The following is a 15802-nucleotide window of genomic DNA, read 5'->3' as shown; positions in this document are numbered from 1 at the left end:
TCCCGATCCACGTATCGGTGTCGCTCACATGACGAGCGGGTGCCGGCTCGGCACCGTATCCCAGTGCAGCGTCCGGGAAGTGAAGTACCAGCCGCCGCGCTCATAGATCAGTGTGTCGCGAAATGTCCCGGTGGCGCGGAGGGTGGTGTCGCCGTACATGGCGGCGAAGAGCACGGCGACACAACGCTGGGTCGCTTGCACACCGTCGATGCGGATCTCGTGATCGAGCGTGACCAGGCGCTGCCCATCGCCACCGTCAAACGCCGCGCGCAGGTCGGTGTACGCCTCGCCGTCGCGGGTGTAGCTGGCTCCGGAGTGGCGGAAGGTGGCGACCCAGCGCTCGCGGTCGCCGTCGGAATAGGCCCGATTCTGCCGGGCGTTCAGGTCCAGGATGGCGGCCCGGCCCGTGGCGGCCTGGAGGAATTGCTCTTCCTGATAGGTCATGGTCATCTTTGCTCAGCCTCTCTCGGGCATGGCGGCCAACAATGGAACTTGCGTAACGCTACCGTAACTTTCCTACTGCTACGTAACATCAGCGTAACTTACCGGCTAACGATGTAGCCCTGTTTTTCACGATCCCACGCGCTCGGATTCAGGCCCCGGGTGCGTAATAGGTCCTTACGTATCCGTCCAATCGCGTTCTTCGGGAGCTCATCAACCCTCTCGACGTACCGCGGCACGCAGAAGTAGGGCATCCGAGCCGCGCAGAAGTCGAGCAACTCGGCGCAAGCCAGCGCTGCCCCGGGGCGCAACGTCACGACCACCAGGATGTCGTCTTCGCCTAACTCACTGGGCACCCCGACCACCGCGGCCTCGGCTACCGCGGGGTGGCGCATGACGACGGCCTCCACTTCCACCGAGGAGACATTTTCGCCGCGTCTGCGCAACGAATCTTTGATGCGGTCCACATAGGTCAGGTTCTGGTCCCCCTTACCGTCAGGGTCGAGACGGCCGACGTCGCCGGTCCGAAACCACTCCGGATGCGCATCCACGTGCAGACCGCCGACCCCCTCGCCTATATAGCCGTTGCTCATCACGTGCGGGTACCTCGGCCGGCAGGCGATCTCCCCGACGGCGCCGGCGGGCAGCGCGTTGCCGTGGTCGTCGACGATGCGCACGTCGAAATTGGGATTTGGCCGGCCCGATGTCCCGGGCACCCCCTCGTCGGCCACGCCCTTGACGGCGATCGGGAAAGCCTCGGTCATCCCGTACATGGTGACGATGCGACAGCCGTAGCGCTTTTCGATGGCGTGGTAGGAGTTCGCGTCGATGGGCGCGGCGGAGATGAACCGCAGCGGCAGTTGCGCGTCACGCGGATCCGCGGGCAGATTCAGCAGCATCGAAACCATCGCGCCGGCGCCGGCAAAGCCGACGGCACCGTGGGCGCGGATGTCATCCCACACCTCGCCGGGGTGGAAGGTCTTCGCCAATACGGTCGTTCCGCCGACCAGCATCGGGGCCAGCACGCTGGGTGCTGCGCTCAGGTGGAAAAGCGGCATCGCGGTCCACAGCACCTCCCCCGGGCGAAATTCCCAGGCCGAAGCGACGGTCGCGGCCACCGAGAACAGGTAGTGCCACGTCGTGGCGACCGCCTTCGACGGCCCGGTGGTGCCCGACGTGTAGAACAGCGATCCGATTTCGTCGGGCTTCGCGCAGGTGTCGGACCCGGTGGCGATGGCTCCGCGCGCGAGCGCGCTGCTGAGTGAATCGTTTTGCACCACAATGTCGGTCAGCGTCTTCACCGCGCCGGCAACCTCGTCGACGCGGGGGCGTCGCTCGGCATCGGTGAGGATGACCTTGGCCTGCGACAAGCGGAGCGTATGCAGCAGGAAGTCACCCTTGTTCGCGGCATTCACCGTCGCGCTCACCGCGCCGATGCGCGCCGCCCCCAGCCAGAAGTAGACCCATTCCGGGCAGGTGGCGGTGAACAGGGCGACGCAGTCGCCGCGGCCGATGCCCAGGTCGGCCAGCACGTTGGCCGCCGCGCAGGACCGCTGCCGCATCTGCTCGAAGGTCACGTCGGTACCGGCAATCGACATCATCACCCGGTCGGGATGCTGCTCGGCCCGGCGATCCAGCACGGCCGGGACGGTGAAACTCTCGACGCCGAAATCGGAGGGCCCGAAAGGTTTCCTCCGGTCAGGGCACATCAGGCTGCCGATCAGGCTCTGGTTAGGCCTCAGCGGCCGCCGGGTCGGGCTCGCCGTCGGAGGTGTAGCCGAAGTCCGAGGGCGAGGGTTGCGTGCCCGGGTAGAAGCGGTGTGCCCAGCGGCGAAGGGCGGCGTAGTCGTGTGCCTCTTCGGGGGCCAGGTTCGGCTTCTCCAGATATTTCATGTTCTCCCAAGTGAAGAAGTCCTGTCTGATGACCTCTTGCTGCAGCGCCAGAAACTTGGCGGCGCGCCCGGTGGGCACGTCGCTCGTGTCGCCGGGCTCACGAATGGAAGCCTGCGTATAGAAGTAATCGGTGTAGTCCTCGTCGACCGGTGTCTGACCGGTGACCTGGACGGTGGCCACCAACTCGCTGGGAAAGCGAACCAGTCCGACTCCCAGCGAGTAGTTGTCGTAGATGATCTTGGCGTCGACGGGTCCGTTCGGGGTCAGCCAGGTCGACGCGCGGCCGCCGCCGAAATGGGCGTTGACGGTGGCGTGCAGGTGATAACCCGACGCCTCGAACGAGGCGGTCGTCGCGGGATTTGCGGCCTTGTGTACGTATTGAACGTGGTACGGGTCGGCAGCGTTCTCGATGATCATTTGTGGGTGGACCTTGACCCGGTTGAGCATCTGGGTGTGCGGGTGCAGCGGGTAGTACTCGTTGGTTTCCAGTTCGGGCAGCACCGGCGGCTGCCAATACGGCGCGCGTCCGTGACGCTCGTGCCAGGCGAGGATGAAGCCGTACCACTCCACAGTCGGATAGGTGCGGATGCGGACGTTGTTCTTGCAACCGATCTTGCTGTAGGGAATCAGCGCATTGGTGCCGTCGCCGCGCCACCGCCAGCCGTGCCAGGGGCAGACGATGTTTTCACCTTCCACCGTGCCGCCGACGCCCAGGTTGGCACCGAGGTGCTGACAGTACGCGTCGAGCACGTGCACGCTGCCCGATGCGGTGCGGAAGATCACCAGCTCCTCACCGAAGTAGTGCGCGCGCTTGACCTGCCCTACCTCCAGGTCCGAGGCGAAGGCGACGATGAACCAGCCCGTGGGGAACCGGTAGGTCGACAGTGCGATGCCGGCCTGGCCGAACTCACGTTCCGACGGATCTCCGGCCGAATCCGACGCCGAGTCCGAAATTGTATGCGTCACGAGCACTCCAGCGGGGTTCGACTACTACGTCTATTTTTACTATTTTAAGCATTGAACGTCAACGCGGCGCCGACCGGATGGTGTGGCGTCGAAACGAACCGGGGTTTCAGATGACGACTGCGGCGATAGACCTCTCGGATTTCGCCTTGTGGCGCAATGGTTTTCCTGACGAGCTGTTCGCCGAGTTGCGGCGCTCGAGGCCGCTTTTCCGGCACGAGCTGACGCCCGGTGTCGCCGCGCTGTTTTCCGGGGGGGTGCAGCGCGAATTCTGGGTTGCCACCAAGCACCGGCATGCGGTCCGGCTGCACCGTGATGTCGACTCGTTCACCGCGGTCGACGGCCCGCTCATCCAGCCGGTCGGGATGTTCGCGTCGTACCCGACGATCATCAACATGGACCCGCCGGATCTGAACAAGCGCCGCAAGCTCATCTCCAACGCGTTCAACCCACGTGCGATCGCCAAACTCGAGGACGGCATCCGGGCGCGTGCCGCGCGGATGATCGACCGGCTGCTCGCCGAGGGCGGCGGCGATTGGATCGCCGACGTTGCCGACGCCCTGCCGATGACGGTGATCGGCGACATCATCGGCATACCGGAATCCGACCGGCCGCGGATCTTCGATTGCTTCGACCGCATCCTCAAGGCCCGCTCGCCCGAGGCGCAGCTGAACCGGAAGGAAGAAATCGACCTCTACGCCATCATCTTTGGCTACGCGATGGAGCTCACCGCGGACAAGCGACGCACCCCCACCGATGACATCTGGAGCACGCTCGCCTCCGCGGTGATCACCGGTGAAGACGGAGAACAGTTCAGCCTGCCCACCAATGAACTCGAGTTCTTCTTCTTCGTGCTGGCGTTTGCCGGCAGCGACACCACCAAGAACGCGCTGGCCGCCGGGCTGCAGGCGTTCGTGGAGAATCCGCAGCAGATGCAGCGGTACCGCGAACAGGAAGGGATGCGGCCCAGCGCCATCGAGGAGGTGTTGCGCTGGGCGTCACCGGTGGCGTACTGGACGCGCACCGCCAAGGTCGATGTCGAGATGGATGGCCAGCACATCGCGCGGGGCGAGCGGGTGGTGTCGACGCTGCGTTCGGCGAACCGCGACGAGGAGGTCTTCGAAAAGCCGTTCACGTTCGACATCGGCCGTCAGCCCAACCCGCAGGTGGCTTTCGGGGGCGGGGGCCCGCATCATTGCCTGGGCGCCATGCTGGCGCGCGCGGAACTGCGCGCGGTGTTCGACGAACTACTACTGCGATGCGACGACATCGTCCTCGGGCCGGCCAAGGTGGCTTATCCGAATCTGCTCACCAACATGTCGATCTACGACGAGATATCGATCTCGCTAACCGCGCGGGGGTAGGTCAGTCGACTATGCGCAGCGCGGCCTTGGGGCACTGGTCCACCGCGGCGCGCACGTCGATCTCCAGGCGCGGCGGCACCGGGCCGTCCGCGATCTGCACCACGTCGGCGTCGCCCAGTTCGAATACCTCCGCGGCGAGCGACTCGCAGAAGCCGTTGGCCTCACACAAATTCTCATCAACCGTCACGCGCATCGGATACCCTCCTTACCCTTGTTTTTCGAGGCCCACCGGACGGGTCCCGATGACCCCGCTGCTGGCAAGGGTCGCCAGTTCTTCATCGGTCAGCCCGCACCGATCGCGCAGTACCTCTCCATTGTGCTCGCCCAACCTCGGCGGCGGTCGCAGCAGCCAGCTGCGCTGGCCGGCGAGCGAGGCGAACGGCGGACAGGGATAGAGGCCCGCACCGGTACTCGGGTGGTCCAGCGCCTCGAAGAATCCCCGGTCGCGCAGTTGGGGGTTCTCGGTCACCAGCGACGGCGAGACCACGGGCGCGGCGGGAATACCGGCGCCGGCCAGGCGCTCCACGGTCGATCGCAGAGGCTGACCGGCGAACCAATCCCGCAGCCGGCGATCGATGTCGTCGGCTCGCTCTCGCCGCCCGGCGACCTTGGCTAGGCCCTCGTCACACCAGGCCGGTCGATCCAACAGGTCGACCAGCGCACGCCACTGCCGGTCGTCACGGACGGTGACCGCGATCCAGTCGTCCGGGCCGGCACACCGGTAGAGGTTCTGGATCGCCTCGCAGTGACCGCGGTTGCCCCGCCGACTCAGCGTCATCCCGAAGACTTCTGATTCGATCGCCTGGATCGCAGTGGCGTTGAGGACCGTTTCGAGCATCGGCAGCTCGACCAGCTGACCCGATCCGGTTCGGTCGGCGAAGTTCAGGGCGGCCAGCACGGCGAATGCGGCGTGCACGCCCGCCAGTGGGTCGCAGGCTCCGCGCGGGGTCACCGGCGGAGCCTCGGGCAGTCCGGTCACCCAGGCCAGGCCCGCGATCTGCTCCATGGTGGGTGCGAATCCGACCCGCTCCCGCCAGGGACCGTCCAGCCCGAACGCCGGCATCCGGGCAACGACAAGTTTGGGGTTGACCTCCAGCAGCACGTCGGCGGTCAGCCCGAACTGGTCCATCACCCGCGGCGAGAAGTTCTCGATCACGACGTCGGCGCCGGCCGCCAGCTTGGTGAACAACCCCCGCCCCGCACGAGAGCCCAAATCCAATGTCACCGAACGCTTGTTGGTGTTCATCGCGTGGAACACCCAGCCGTACTCCCACCAGTCGTCCACGTCGGTGCGCATCCCGCCCGAGTATCGAATCCCGTCGGGTCGCTGGATCGACTCCACCTTGATGACGTCGGCACCGAATGCCGCCAGTAGATGGGTTGCGGCGGGGCCGGCCCAGAAGGCGGTCAGATCGATGATGCGAACACCCGCCAGCGGCAACCCTCGTAGCGCCGGCTCGGATTCGGGTTCGGCTGCCCGCCAAGGCGGTTCGTCGTTGGCCTCACCGAGGGCGGGGGTACCGCGCAGCGGCGCGGGCGCGCAGGCCGACATGAGCCATGGCGGGCGGGGCTGGTGAAAGCCGGCGGGGTTGTCGACGAACACCCCGCGCTGCCTCACGTACTCCGTGTCCCGGATCGTGGCGCCGTTGCCCAACGCCGCGATCGGCAGCCGGAACAATTGCCCGAGTTCGACGATCTCCTCGACGGTCCGCTCGGCCATCCAGGGACCGATCTGTTCGCGGATCAGGTCACGGAAGCCCCACCGGCCGATCTGGAAACGCAGCTGTTCAATCTCCCCCAGCCGGGGGCAATCCACCATCGCGACAAAGTCGAGCCATTGCTGGCCGGTGACCATGGTGATCCCGACGTAGCCGTCCTTGGCGGGTTCGATCGAGGGCACCTCCTGGGTGCGGCGGATCGGCGGAACGCGCAGCAGCTGCGAATGCAGCCATTCGCTGCTCTGCATCGCGGTCATCGCCTCGAGCATGGACAGGTCGAGATGCTCGCCGGGTCCGCCGTGCTCGACGCGGCGGCGCACGGCCAGCGCGCCGAACGCGGCGTAGACACCGCCCATGTACTCGCCCAGGTCGCCGCCGATCGAGATGGGGGGTCCGGCGGGATCGCCGCGAAAGCCCGGCGAGCCGGCCCACGCTTGCAACGTGAACTCGCTTGCGGCGCGGTCGGCATACGGCCCGGCCCAGCCGAAGTCGGAGATCGTGACGATGATCGCCCGCGGAGAGTCGGCCAGCAGCCGTTGTGGATCGATGCCCAGCGCCGCGGCCTGTGCGCGGCCGGCGGTGACGACCACGACGTCGGCAGCGGCCAGTTCGGCACGGTAGCGCTCGGAATCTGGAGCAAAAGTCATGCTGCGCTTGCCTGCGTTGAGGTAGCTGAAGAACGGGGCGATATCGCCGTCAGGGACCGGCGAACAGGTGGCGGAGTACCGCCACAGCCAATCCCCTTGCGGTGGCTCGATTTTACGCACCTGCGCCCCGGCGTCGACCAGCAGCTTCCCGCAGTAGCTGCCGGCGATCCGGTCGCTGATCTCGATGACACGTAAGTCGTGCAGCGGCGTCGGCCGGCCGTCGGATCCGCGACTCACCCGGCTATTTATACCATTACTGCTAAAATAGCTAAGCCTGTCGAGTACGTGAGCCAGCCGCCATGCTTTCTTGTGTCCGCTTGCGAGGATTGGATGACCGCCCTGGGAATTGGCCCCGATGCCCGTCGCCGACTGTCGGCGCCGAGGATCGCCGAAATCGTCGCCGACGAACTGCGCCGCCAGATCATCGACGGCGAGCTCGCCGACGGCGACCTCCTGCCTCGCCAGGAGGTGCTCGTCGAACAGTTCAACGTCAGTCTGGTCTCCTTGCGAGAAGCGCTGCGGATCTTGGAAACCGAGGGGCTGGTCTCGGTGCGGCGGGGCAATCGGGGCGGTGCGGTCGTGCACGCGCCGGCGAAGACCAGCGCCGCCTACATGCTCGGTCTGCTACTGCAAAGCGAGTCCGTTGCCGTCGCCGACCTGGGCATGGCGTTGCAGGAACTCGAGCCCGCCTGCGCCGCGCTGGCGGCCCAGCGGCCGGACCGCGCCGACACCCTGGTGCCAGAACTCAAGCAGGTCAACGATTCGATGGCCGAGCATCTCGACGACGGCCGGCTCTTCACCGAAATCGGCCGTCGATTCCACGATCTCATTGTCCGCGGCTGCGGAAACCACACCATCATCGCGGTCGTCGGCAGCTTGGAGACGCTGTGGACCAGTCACGAACGGCAGTGGGCGGACGAGAGCGCGGCGCGTGGCACCTACCCCTCGCTCGCTAAGCGCCGCGCGGTGCTCAGCACGCATATCAAGCTGACCGAGACCATCGCCGAGGGCGACGTCGACCGGGCCCGTCGCATCGGCGGTCGCCATCTCGCCGACACACAGACCTATGTGCTGTCCGGTCGGCCCGATCAACGAATCTATGCGCTTTCGCCGCAGGCTCTTTCACGCTCGGGGTCGCGCCCGCGGGATATCCGGCACCCTTGAAGCCTTCGACGTCGATGCGTACCGCATTAGTAACCGGCGGCAGCGGCGGGATCGGCAAGGGATGCGCCCGCAAGCTCTGTGAGCTGGGCTACGACGTCGTGCTGGCGGCGCGGCGCGAAGACGCGTTGCGTGCGGCTGCCGAGGAGATCGGTGCCCGTTACATCGTGGCCGATGCGTCCGATGCGGACGGATTCCCTACTGCGATAAGCACATTAGAGAAGATCGATCTTGTTGTTCATGCCGCGGGCACGCTGGGCGGGACGTATGCGCGCAAGCAGTCATTCGAGCAGTGGCGCACCATTATCTCGGCCAACCTGGATTCGTGTTTCGTGGTGACCTCCGCCGTGCTACCACGGATGCGCGCGGGCTCGCGGCTGGTCTTCATCTCGTCGTCGGCGGCGCACGAGCCGATGCCGGCCCGGACCGCCTACTCGGCGTCGAAAGCCGGGATGAACGCGTTCGCCCGGGCCCTGGCGCTCGAAGTCGACCGTGACGGCATCAGCGTCCACATCGTCACGCCGGGACCCGTGGAAACCGAGATGCTGCAGGACGTTCCCTTCGAGATGTACGCAATTCAGGTGGCCGACGTCGCCGAGGCGGTCGCCTGGCTGGACACGGTCGACCCGTCGGTCGATCTGCCGGAGATCCGGCTGGCCGCCGTGCAGCGGGGCCCCTTCGCCCGACCGCCCGTCGTGCCCACGGAAGCCCGGCGGCGCTCCGCCCAGCGAGGTTGACGCTCAGGAGTTCGGGAATGCTTTGATCACCGATTCCCCGAACTCGTGCAGGGAATCCGGGACGGCGAAGTCGGCGAACCACACATAAAACCGCTCGACGCGCTGGTCGGCCAGGCCGGAGAAATGCCCGATCAACTCGTCCGCGTCACCGCACACCAGCCCCGACCCCAGGTTGCCGAATCGCCGGGTGCTCACTTCGCGCACGGCGTTCGGATCGCTGCCCGACCGGACAAAGCCCACCATCTGCTGGACCGACAGCCGGGCCGTTCCCGCCGCCGGGGCAAGCTTGGGCAACTTGTCGATGTGGTTGGCCGGCAGATTCCACCAATCCGCGTATCTACGAACAAGTTCCATCATCCGGCGCCCGGTGCCACCCAGGACCAGCGGTATCGGATGGGACCTGCGCGGGGCCTGCGGAGCCATGCCGGCCTGGCCTGCCTCCCCCGTCCCGTCGCCCCAGTACCCCCTGATCAGGTCGAGGTGGCGTTCGAGTTGCTCAACCCTGGCTACGGGATCCTGCTGACCGACATCGAATCTGGTGAACTCGGCGGGCCACGATCCAGCGCCGAGGCCGAGCTCGAATCTGCCGTCCGACGCGTCCGAAAGGGTGACGGCTTGTTTGGCGAGCACGGCGGGATGCCGGAAGGCGTCGCAGAGGACCAAGTGGCCGATCCGCAGCCGCTCCGTCTTGGCCGCCACCCAGGTGGCGATGCCCATTGCCTCCCAGATGTTTTCATCGGGCAGCCCGGGTGCCTCGAGGTGATCGATGAACGCCATGCCATCGAAACCACTGGCCTCGGCATGGCGCGCCCGTTCCGTGATGTCGGCCGACGACAACCGCACCTGGGGAAGGAACAGATACCACTCGACCATGCGACCACCTATGCGGGTTCCTTCGATTGCAACAGCGTCGCTAGTTTACTATTTTTATTATGTTAGGGGTCTTATGGATGTCGGACTGAACTCGGAGCAACTGTCATTGCGCGACGCCGTGCGCGACATCCTGCGCACCGAATGTCCCCCCGACGCCGCCCGCCAGGCCCTGAACGATTCGGGGACGGATCCGGAGCGCTGGCGCACGCTGTGGAAGACGGTCGTCGAGCTCGGCTGGACGGAACTCGCGGCGCCGGACGCCAGCGACTACGGACCGGTCGAGATGGCAGTGGTTCTCGAGGAATGCGGCGCCGCCATCGCGCCAATCCCATTGTTGAGCAGCGTCGGTCTGGCCGCGGGCGCTTTGCGTGGTACCGGCCTTGACTCGGTGCTCACCGACATTGCCGGCGGCGTCGTCGCCACCCTGGCGGTCCACGCCAGCGGATCGCGGCTACCCGGCGCACCCATGATCCTGCGCCAGGGGCGTCTGTGCGGACGAGCGGTCGCGGTCCCCAACGCGTCGCGCGCGGAGCTGCTCGTCACGCTCGCCCGGTCCGACGATAGTGCCCCTGAGGGCGTGGTTGCAGCGGTCGCGCGCTGTGGCGACGGGGTGACCCTGATCGCGGGCGAGTCGACGGACCCCGCACAGCCGGTGGCCGACGTCGAGATCGACGCCGAGCCATTGGCCACCGCGCCCGTCCAGATCGAATCGGCGTTGACCGCACCGTTGGTAGCCGCCGCCGCCGACCTGGTCGGCGTGGCGAGCGCCGCCTTGCAACGCTCCGTCGAGCATGCGAAGACGCGTCGTCAGTTCGGCACGCCGATCGGCGCATTCCAGGGAATCAAGCACGCGCTGGCCGACAACTACGTCAGCGTGGAACGCGCCCGCAGCCTGACCTACGCGGCGGCGGCCCGGCTGGGCGATCCGAAGACCGCACCCGCGGACGCCTGGACCGCCGCGGCGCTGGCCAAGGCGGCGGCCGGCGACGCGGCGGCCAACTGTGCGCGCACCGCGGTCCAGGTGCACGGCGCCCTCGGGCAGACCTGGGAGCACGACATCCACCTCTACGTCCGGCACGCCTGGCAGGGCGCGGCGATGCTGGGCGACAGTCGCGCGCTCTACCACGAAGTGGGCTGCCGTTTCGCGGGAGGCGCGGGATGAGTGCAGCGGTAGGGGAATTCGGCGAGTGGTTGGCGGAGTTTCTGCCCGACGACTACTACGAGAACTATCGCCAATACCGCTGGGATCTCCCGCTGCGGCGTGACTATCAGCGGGCCGCGTTCGAGGCCGGATGGATACAGCCGACCTGGCCCCGCGAGCACGGCGGACGATCGCTCGGCTTGCGCGACGCAATGGAAGTCCGGATCGAGGCCGCGCTGCGGTCTGCGCCCAAGCTGCCCAACATTGCCGGTCCCAACGTCGCCGCACCCGGCATCCGCCAGTTCGGCACACCCGCACAGATCGACCGGCTGCTGGTTCCACTGCTGCGCGGCGACGAGTGGTGGGCGCTGGGCATGTCCGAGCCGGAAGCCGGATCGGATTTCGCCGGCCTGCGCACGCGCGCCGAGCGCGATGGGGACATATTCAGGGTGAACGGACACAAGATTTGGACCACTCAGGCCCACAAATCGCGGTGGTGCACCCTGTATGCCCGCACCGACCCGGCGGCGCCGAAACACCGCGGCATTTCCTGCCTGATCCTCGACCTGCATGCGCCCGGGGTAAGAATCGAGCCCATCCGGATGGCCTCGATTTCCGACGAGACGTTCTGCGAGGTCTTCCTCGACGACGTCGAGGTGCCGGCGGAAAACCTGCTGGGGCCACTTCATGACGGCTGGAACGTCGCACTGTCGTCGCTGCACCACGAACGCCAGATGATCTGGATCATGAACTGGGTCGAAATCAAGCGAGGACTCGACTCGGTGCGCGACGCGCATCCAACCGACGACATCTGCGCCGAACTGGGCTCGCTGCTCGCCGACGCCGAGGCGCTGCGGGCCACCGGATACCGTGGCCTGTGCAACGAACTGGCCGGACGACCCAGCCCAGAAGCTGATATCCTGAAGCTGCTCGGATCGGTTACCTTGCAACGTATTTGGGAACTCGCCGCGGCCGCGGAAGGACCGCATTCTGCCAGCGATCCGGATCTGCTCTTCGAACGCCAGGATGCGCTGGCCGCGACCATCTACGGCGGGACATCGGAGGTCCAACGCAACATCATTGCCGAGCGACTGCTCGGGCTGCCGAAGGGATGACGACGATGGATTACGACCTCGGCGACGACGCTGGACAACTTCGAAACCACCTGCGGGAGTTGATATCCAACAACATCCCCGCCGGCTTTCTCGGTGCCTGCACGGACGATCCGCGAGACCTGGCCACCACAGAGACGTTCTGCAAGTTGCTGGCCGCCGAGGGGCTGCTGGCGTTGGCGTGGCCGAAAGAGCATGGCGGCGGCGGTGGTTCGATCTGGCAGCAGACGGTGCTGCGCGAGGAAATGTGGGCCCAGCACGAGCCCCGCGGTCCGCAGTATATGGGGATCAACTGGGTCGGTCCGGCACTGATGCGCTACGGGACGGCCGAACAGAAGGCCAAGCACCTGGCGGCCATCGCGTCCGGGGATGTGATCTGGTGCCAAGGATTTTCCGAGCCGGAGGCCGGAACCGACCTCGCCTCGTTGCGCACCCGCGCCGTACCGGACGGTGGCGGCTGGCGCATCACCGGCCAAAAGGTGTGGACCTCGTATGCCCAGATGGCCTCCTGGTGCGTGTTGGCGGCCTGCACCCACCCCGATGCCCCAAAGCCGAAGCGGCTCACCCTGTTTCTGATTCCCATGGACCGGCCCGGGTTCACCGTCCGCCCGATCGCGTCGATGCTGGGACCCCATCACCTCAATGAGATGTTCCTGGACGACGTCGAAGCCTTCCCCGGCGACGTTCTCGGCGAGCCCGGCGACGGCTGGCGGGTGATGCGGGAAGCGCTGGCGTTCGAGCGTGTCGGGATCGCGCGCTACGCGCGGTGCGAATCGCTGCTCGCCCGGATGCGCGCCCAGCTCGGCGACGACTGGGACGGGCTGCCCGAATCGATTCGCGCGCGCTGGGTGCGCGCTCTGGCCGACCTACGGGTGGCCAGGCTGCTGGCGTATCGCGCCATCTCGCTGCAGGATGACCCGTCGGCGGGAGCCGCGGCCAGCGCCGCCCGAATCGCCACCACCACCTGCGATCAGCAGGTCGCCGAGCTGCTTTTCGACGTGCTGGGCCCGTCCGCGCTCGACAGCGGCGCGTCGGCGGCACTGCACGGAGCGATCGAAGACCATTGGCGTTACGCACAAGCGGCCACCGTTGCATCGGGCACCATCGAAGTGCAGCGAATGATGGTGGCGCGGGAAGTCCTGGGGGAACACCGGTGAAAACCGAACTGCCACAAGATATCAGCGATTTCGCCACAGTCGCCGCCAAGCGGCTATCCCGGTTGGGCGGCCCGCCGGCGGCGCTACGGGCCGAGACCGACGACGGCGTTCGGGACGCCGCGCGATCGGCCCTGGCCGACATCGGCGCGTTCGAGCTCGATGTCCGGTCGGCGTCCGACGACTTGCTGGCCGCCGCGGTGCTCTGCCAGGCCGCCGGCGCGACAGCGCTCCCCTATCCCCTCGTCGAAGAGTTGCTGGCGATCGACGGCGCCCGACTGGCCCTGGTCAATCCCGAGGCGCCGCGCATCGACCACGGCGACCTGCCCGGTGACTGGATCGCCACCGACCTCGACGGCAACCGCTACCACCCGCAACCGGCGTCGCGGCCAAACGCCAAACTGGGGCCGTTTCTGGTGCCTGCCACGTTGAGCGCACCGGACGGAACCGTCCCGGCCGCCGACGTTAACCTTCATCTCGTGCTGGGCTCATGGCGGATTCTGGGAGCGATGCAGCAGTCGCTGCGGATCGTCACCGAACATGTGCGCGCCCGGATTCAGTTCGGCAAGCCGCTGGCCGACTTCCAGGCCGTCAGGTTCGGCGTCGCGGATGCCTCTGTCGCGGTGCGCGGCCTTCACGAACTCGCGAAGTACACCATCTGCCGACCGGAATCGCTGCCAATTCACGTGCATTCGGCCGACGCGCTCGTTCTCAGGTTCAAGGCCGCCGACACCGCACGGCAGGTGCTGCGCACCTCTCATCAGTTACTCGGCGCCCTTGGTTTCTGCGACGAGTCCGACGTCAGCGTGCTCGACCGGCACACCCAACCGCTGATCCGGCTGCCGCTGAGTGCCGAGGCCCTCGCGCTGCGCCTCATACCCGACGTGGGCGACGGCTCCCTTGAGACGCTGTTCAGTGGACCGATGTCGGCATGACCCGCGCCGCAGCGACACCCAACCCGTTAGAGGATGGAATCCCGTTCGGGACCCGGCTGCAGCAACTCGCTGAACAGCGGCGCGACGAGACGGCCGTCACCATAGTCGCGCTCGACGGCACCGCCCAATCACTGACCTTCGGTGAGCTCGACGCCCGCGGCAACCAGTGGGGGCGGGCACTGGCCGCGAGCGGTGTCGAAGCGGGTTCCCTTGTCGCACTCGCGATTCCGAATTCGCTGCACCTCGTGTTGGCCACGCTGGGGTGCTGGAAGATCGGCGCGGTGCCCATTCCCATGCACTGGGATCTGCCCGAATGGGAGCGAAACCGCGTGCGCGCGGTGATCGACCCCGCCGTGGTCGTCGACGAACAGAGCCGATGGGAACTGGATGCGCGCGCGGCCGGCGAGTCCGATAGCCCGCTGCCCACAGCCGTCTCCCCCACCGCACACGGAATCTGCAGCAGCGGTTCAACCGGCGTGCCCAAAGTGATCCTCAACCTGGCGCCGTCGCTCTGGACGCCTCAGCACGGTGAGCCGTTCTTGTCGAACTGGACTCCGGTAGCCCAGCCGCAGACCATCATGGTGCCCGCACCGATGTATCACACCAACGGCTTCGCGACCTTCCTCATGCTGTTGGCCGGTGACCACCTGGTGATACTCGAAAAGTTCGACGCGGCACTGGTTTTGGATGTGATCGAACGCTTTCGGGTCACCAACTTCACGGCCACGCCCACGATGCTGGCACGCATCGCGGCCCGGCCCGACGTCCGCCAGCGAGACTTGTCCAGCATCGTGTTCATCCTGCAGGGCGCCGCCGTGATGCCGCCGTCGCTGCTGCATTTCTGGTTCGAGCTGCTCAGCCCCGAGCACATCCTGACGGCCTACGGGATGACCGAGAATCTCGGACTCACCGCGTTGCGCGGCGACGAATGGCTTGCTCACCCGGGCAGCGTCGGGCGTGGTTTCCGGGACACCGAGATCCGGATTCTGGATGCCGAGAAAAAGCCGCTGGGCCCCGGCGAACACGGGGACGTGTACCTGCGCGCGCCGATGAGCGCGGGATACCGCTATCTCGGCGGGGCGCCGCCGCTGCCGTCGACCGACGACGGCTTCCGTTCCGCGGGCGACATCGGCCACCTGGACGAGGACGGCTACCTCTACATCGTCGACCGCCGCGTCGACATGATCGTCACCGGCGGCGCCAACGTCTTTCCGGCCGAGGTGGAGTCCGCACTGGCGGGCCATCCGGGCATTGCCGACGTCGTGGTCATCGGGCTCTCCGACCCGCAGTGGGGACGCCGGGTGCACGCCGTCGTTCAGCTCGCCGACGCAGATGGCGGTCTGTTACTGAGCGAAGAGCACGTGATCGAATACGCGAAGAGCCGGCTCGCCCCCTATAAGGCCCCCAAGACCGTCGAGTTCGTCGACGCGATTCCCCGTACCGCGGCGACCAAGGTCAATCGCTCGGCGATGATCGCGGCCCGCGGCGGCTGACGACACCGGCTCTTGTCGGGCGCGGCTGGTACGCTCGAACATATGTTCGATTCGGTGCGGCGGGCTGAGGTGATCGCCCGGTTTGATGAGCTCTTCGAGCGTCATCACCCGTCGCCGACGGCGCAGTCGGCGGCCCTGGTGGAGGAGATTGGCCGCTTTGCCCGGGCCGA

Annotated in this window: 14 protein-coding genes; 8 read left to right on the top strand and 6 right to left on the bottom strand. The window is 66.8% G+C overall.

Annotation, left to right across the window (positions count from 1 at the left end):
- Positions 1-24: 24 nt before the first annotated feature.
- From ACLP4W_RS16135 to ACLP4W_RS16125, 3 genes are all read right to left on the bottom strand, one after another.
- Entirely contained in the window at positions 25-450 is a 426-nt protein-coding gene (locus ACLP4W_RS16135; RefSeq protein ID WP_442387561.1) for a nuclear transport factor 2 family protein, read from the bottom strand.
- A 92-nt stretch (positions 451-542) separates the two neighbouring features.
- Positions 543-2150 carry an AMP-binding protein gene (locus ACLP4W_RS16130; RefSeq protein ID WP_442387559.1) on the bottom strand — a complete coding sequence of 536 codons (1608 nt, stop codon included), beginning with the start codon at positions 2148-2150 and terminating at the stop codon, positions 543-545.
- Between the two features lie 22 nt (positions 2151-2172).
- Positions 2173-3300 carry an aromatic ring-hydroxylating oxygenase subunit alpha gene (locus ACLP4W_RS16125; protein WP_442387558.1) on the bottom strand — a complete coding sequence of 376 codons (1128 nt, stop codon included), beginning with the start codon at positions 3298-3300 and terminating at the stop codon, positions 2173-2175.
- A 110-nt stretch (positions 3301-3410) separates the two neighbouring features.
- Here ACLP4W_RS16125 and ACLP4W_RS16120 point away from each other — a divergent pair, with 110 nt between their 5' ends.
- Positions 3411-4661 carry a cytochrome P450 gene (locus ACLP4W_RS16120; RefSeq protein ID WP_442387556.1) on the top strand — a complete coding sequence of 417 codons (1251 nt, stop codon included), beginning with the start codon at positions 3411-3413 and terminating at the stop codon, positions 4659-4661.
- Position 4662: 1 nt separating this feature from the next.
- On the opposite strand, the gene ACLP4W_RS16115 is transcribed toward ACLP4W_RS16120, so the two are convergent.
- Together ACLP4W_RS16115 and ACLP4W_RS16110 are read right to left on the bottom strand one after the other, a co-directional pair.
- Positions 4663-4854 (bottom strand): ferredoxin, encoded by a 192-nt coding sequence (locus ACLP4W_RS16115; protein ID WP_442387554.1) that lies wholly within the window; start codon positions 4852-4854, stop codon positions 4663-4665.
- A 12-nt stretch (positions 4855-4866) separates the two neighbouring features.
- Positions 4867-7263, bottom strand: coding sequence for a CoA transferase (locus tag ACLP4W_RS16110; protein ID WP_442387553.1), 2397 nt, complete (start codon positions 7261-7263; stop codon positions 4867-4869).
- Between the two features lie 93 nt (positions 7264-7356).
- On the opposite strand from ACLP4W_RS16110, the gene ACLP4W_RS16105 reads away from it, so the two are divergent.
- Both ACLP4W_RS16105 and ACLP4W_RS16100 read left to right on the top strand, forming a co-directional pair.
- Positions 7357-8190, top strand: coding sequence for a FadR/GntR family transcriptional regulator (locus tag ACLP4W_RS16105; protein ID WP_442387551.1), 834 nt, complete (start codon positions 7357-7359; stop codon positions 8188-8190).
- Between the two features lie 14 nt (positions 8191-8204).
- Entirely contained in the window at positions 8205-8924 is a 720-nt protein-coding gene (locus tag ACLP4W_RS16100; protein ID WP_442387549.1) for an SDR family oxidoreductase, read from the top strand.
- A 3-nt stretch (positions 8925-8927) separates the two neighbouring features.
- Here ACLP4W_RS16100 and ACLP4W_RS16095 read toward each other — a convergent pair whose 3' ends face one another.
- Positions 8928-9797 (bottom strand): LLM class flavin-dependent oxidoreductase, encoded by an 870-nt coding sequence (locus ACLP4W_RS16095; protein WP_442387547.1) that lies wholly within the window; start codon positions 9795-9797, stop codon positions 8928-8930.
- Positions 9798-9870: 73 nt separating this feature from the next.
- On the opposite strand from ACLP4W_RS16095, the gene ACLP4W_RS16090 reads away from it, so the two are divergent.
- Genes ACLP4W_RS16090 through ACLP4W_RS16070 form a run of 5 tightly spaced genes read left to right on the top strand, consistent with a single transcriptional unit; the run spans position 9871 to position 15632 of the window.
- Entirely contained in the window at positions 9871-10959 is a 1089-nt protein-coding gene (locus ACLP4W_RS16090) for an acyl-CoA dehydrogenase family protein (RefSeq protein WP_442387545.1), read from the top strand.
- Positions 10956-12053, top strand: a complete 1098-nt coding sequence (locus tag ACLP4W_RS16085; RefSeq protein ID WP_442387543.1) for an acyl-CoA dehydrogenase family protein — start codon at positions 10956-10958, stop codon at positions 12051-12053. The genes ACLP4W_RS16090 and ACLP4W_RS16085 overlap by 4 nt, the downstream gene beginning before the upstream one ends.
- Positions 12050-13207, top strand: coding sequence for an acyl-CoA dehydrogenase family protein (locus ACLP4W_RS16080; protein WP_442387541.1), 1158 nt, complete (start codon positions 12050-12052; stop codon positions 13205-13207). Before ACLP4W_RS16085 ends, ACLP4W_RS16080 begins: the two co-directional genes overlap by 4 nt.
- The gene (locus tag ACLP4W_RS16075) at positions 13204-14139 is read left to right on the top strand and encodes an acyl-CoA dehydrogenase family protein (RefSeq protein WP_442387539.1); all 936 of its coding nucleotides are present in this window, start codon (positions 13204-13206) and stop codon (positions 14137-14139) included. The genes ACLP4W_RS16080 and ACLP4W_RS16075 overlap by 4 nt, the downstream gene beginning before the upstream one ends.
- The gene (locus tag ACLP4W_RS16070; protein WP_442387537.1) at positions 14136-15632 is read left to right on the top strand and encodes a class I adenylate-forming enzyme family protein; all 1497 of its coding nucleotides are present in this window, start codon (positions 14136-14138) and stop codon (positions 15630-15632) included. Before ACLP4W_RS16075 ends, ACLP4W_RS16070 begins: the two co-directional genes overlap by 4 nt.
- The last annotated feature ends 170 nt before the right edge of the window (positions 15633-15802 follow it).

The organism is Mycobacterium sp., assembly GCF_052145595.1.
Classification (GTDB): domain Bacteria; phylum Actinomycetota; class Actinomycetes; order Mycobacteriales; family Mycobacteriaceae; genus Mycobacterium.
Note: the sequence above shows the minus strand (reverse complement) of the source record. Positions and strands in the feature narration are given on the sequence as shown.

Excerpts from the sequence above, each read along its gene's own strand:
- ACLP4W_RS16100 (WP_442387549.1), top strand. The coding sequence starts at position 8,205 with ATGCGTACCGCATTAGTAACCGGCGGCAGCGGCGGGATCGGCAAGGGA.
- ACLP4W_RS16130 (WP_442387559.1), bottom strand. The coding sequence starts at position 2,150 with ATGTGCCCTGACCGGAGGAAACCTTTCGGGCCCTCCGATTTCGGCGTC.
- ACLP4W_RS16070 (WP_442387537.1), top strand. The coding sequence starts at position 14,136 with ATGACCCGCGCCGCAGCGACACCCAACCCGTTAGAGGATGGAATCCCG.
- ACLP4W_RS16105 (WP_442387551.1), top strand. The coding sequence starts at position 7,357 with ATGACCGCCCTGGGAATTGGCCCCGATGCCCGTCGCCGACTGTCGGCG.
- ACLP4W_RS16085 (WP_442387543.1), top strand. The coding sequence starts at position 10,956 with ATGAGTGCAGCGGTAGGGGAATTCGGCGAGTGGTTGGCGGAGTTTCTG.
- ACLP4W_RS16080 (WP_442387541.1), top strand. The coding sequence starts at position 12,050 with ATGACGACGATGGATTACGACCTCGGCGACGACGCTGGACAACTTCGA.
- ACLP4W_RS16090 (WP_442387545.1), top strand. The coding sequence starts at position 9,871 with ATGGATGTCGGACTGAACTCGGAGCAACTGTCATTGCGCGACGCCGTG.
- ACLP4W_RS16135 (WP_442387561.1), bottom strand. The coding sequence starts at position 450 with ATGACCATGACCTATCAGGAAGAGCAATTCCTCCAGGCCGCCACGGGC.
- ACLP4W_RS16120 (WP_442387556.1), top strand. The coding sequence starts at position 3,411 with ATGACGACTGCGGCGATAGACCTCTCGGATTTCGCCTTGTGGCGCAAT.
- ACLP4W_RS16115 (WP_442387554.1), bottom strand. The coding sequence starts at position 4,854 with ATGCGCGTGACGGTTGATGAGAATTTGTGTGAGGCCAACGGCTTCTGC.
- ACLP4W_RS16095 (WP_442387547.1), bottom strand. The coding sequence starts at position 9,797 with ATGGTCGAGTGGTATCTGTTCCTTCCCCAGGTGCGGTTGTCGTCGGCC.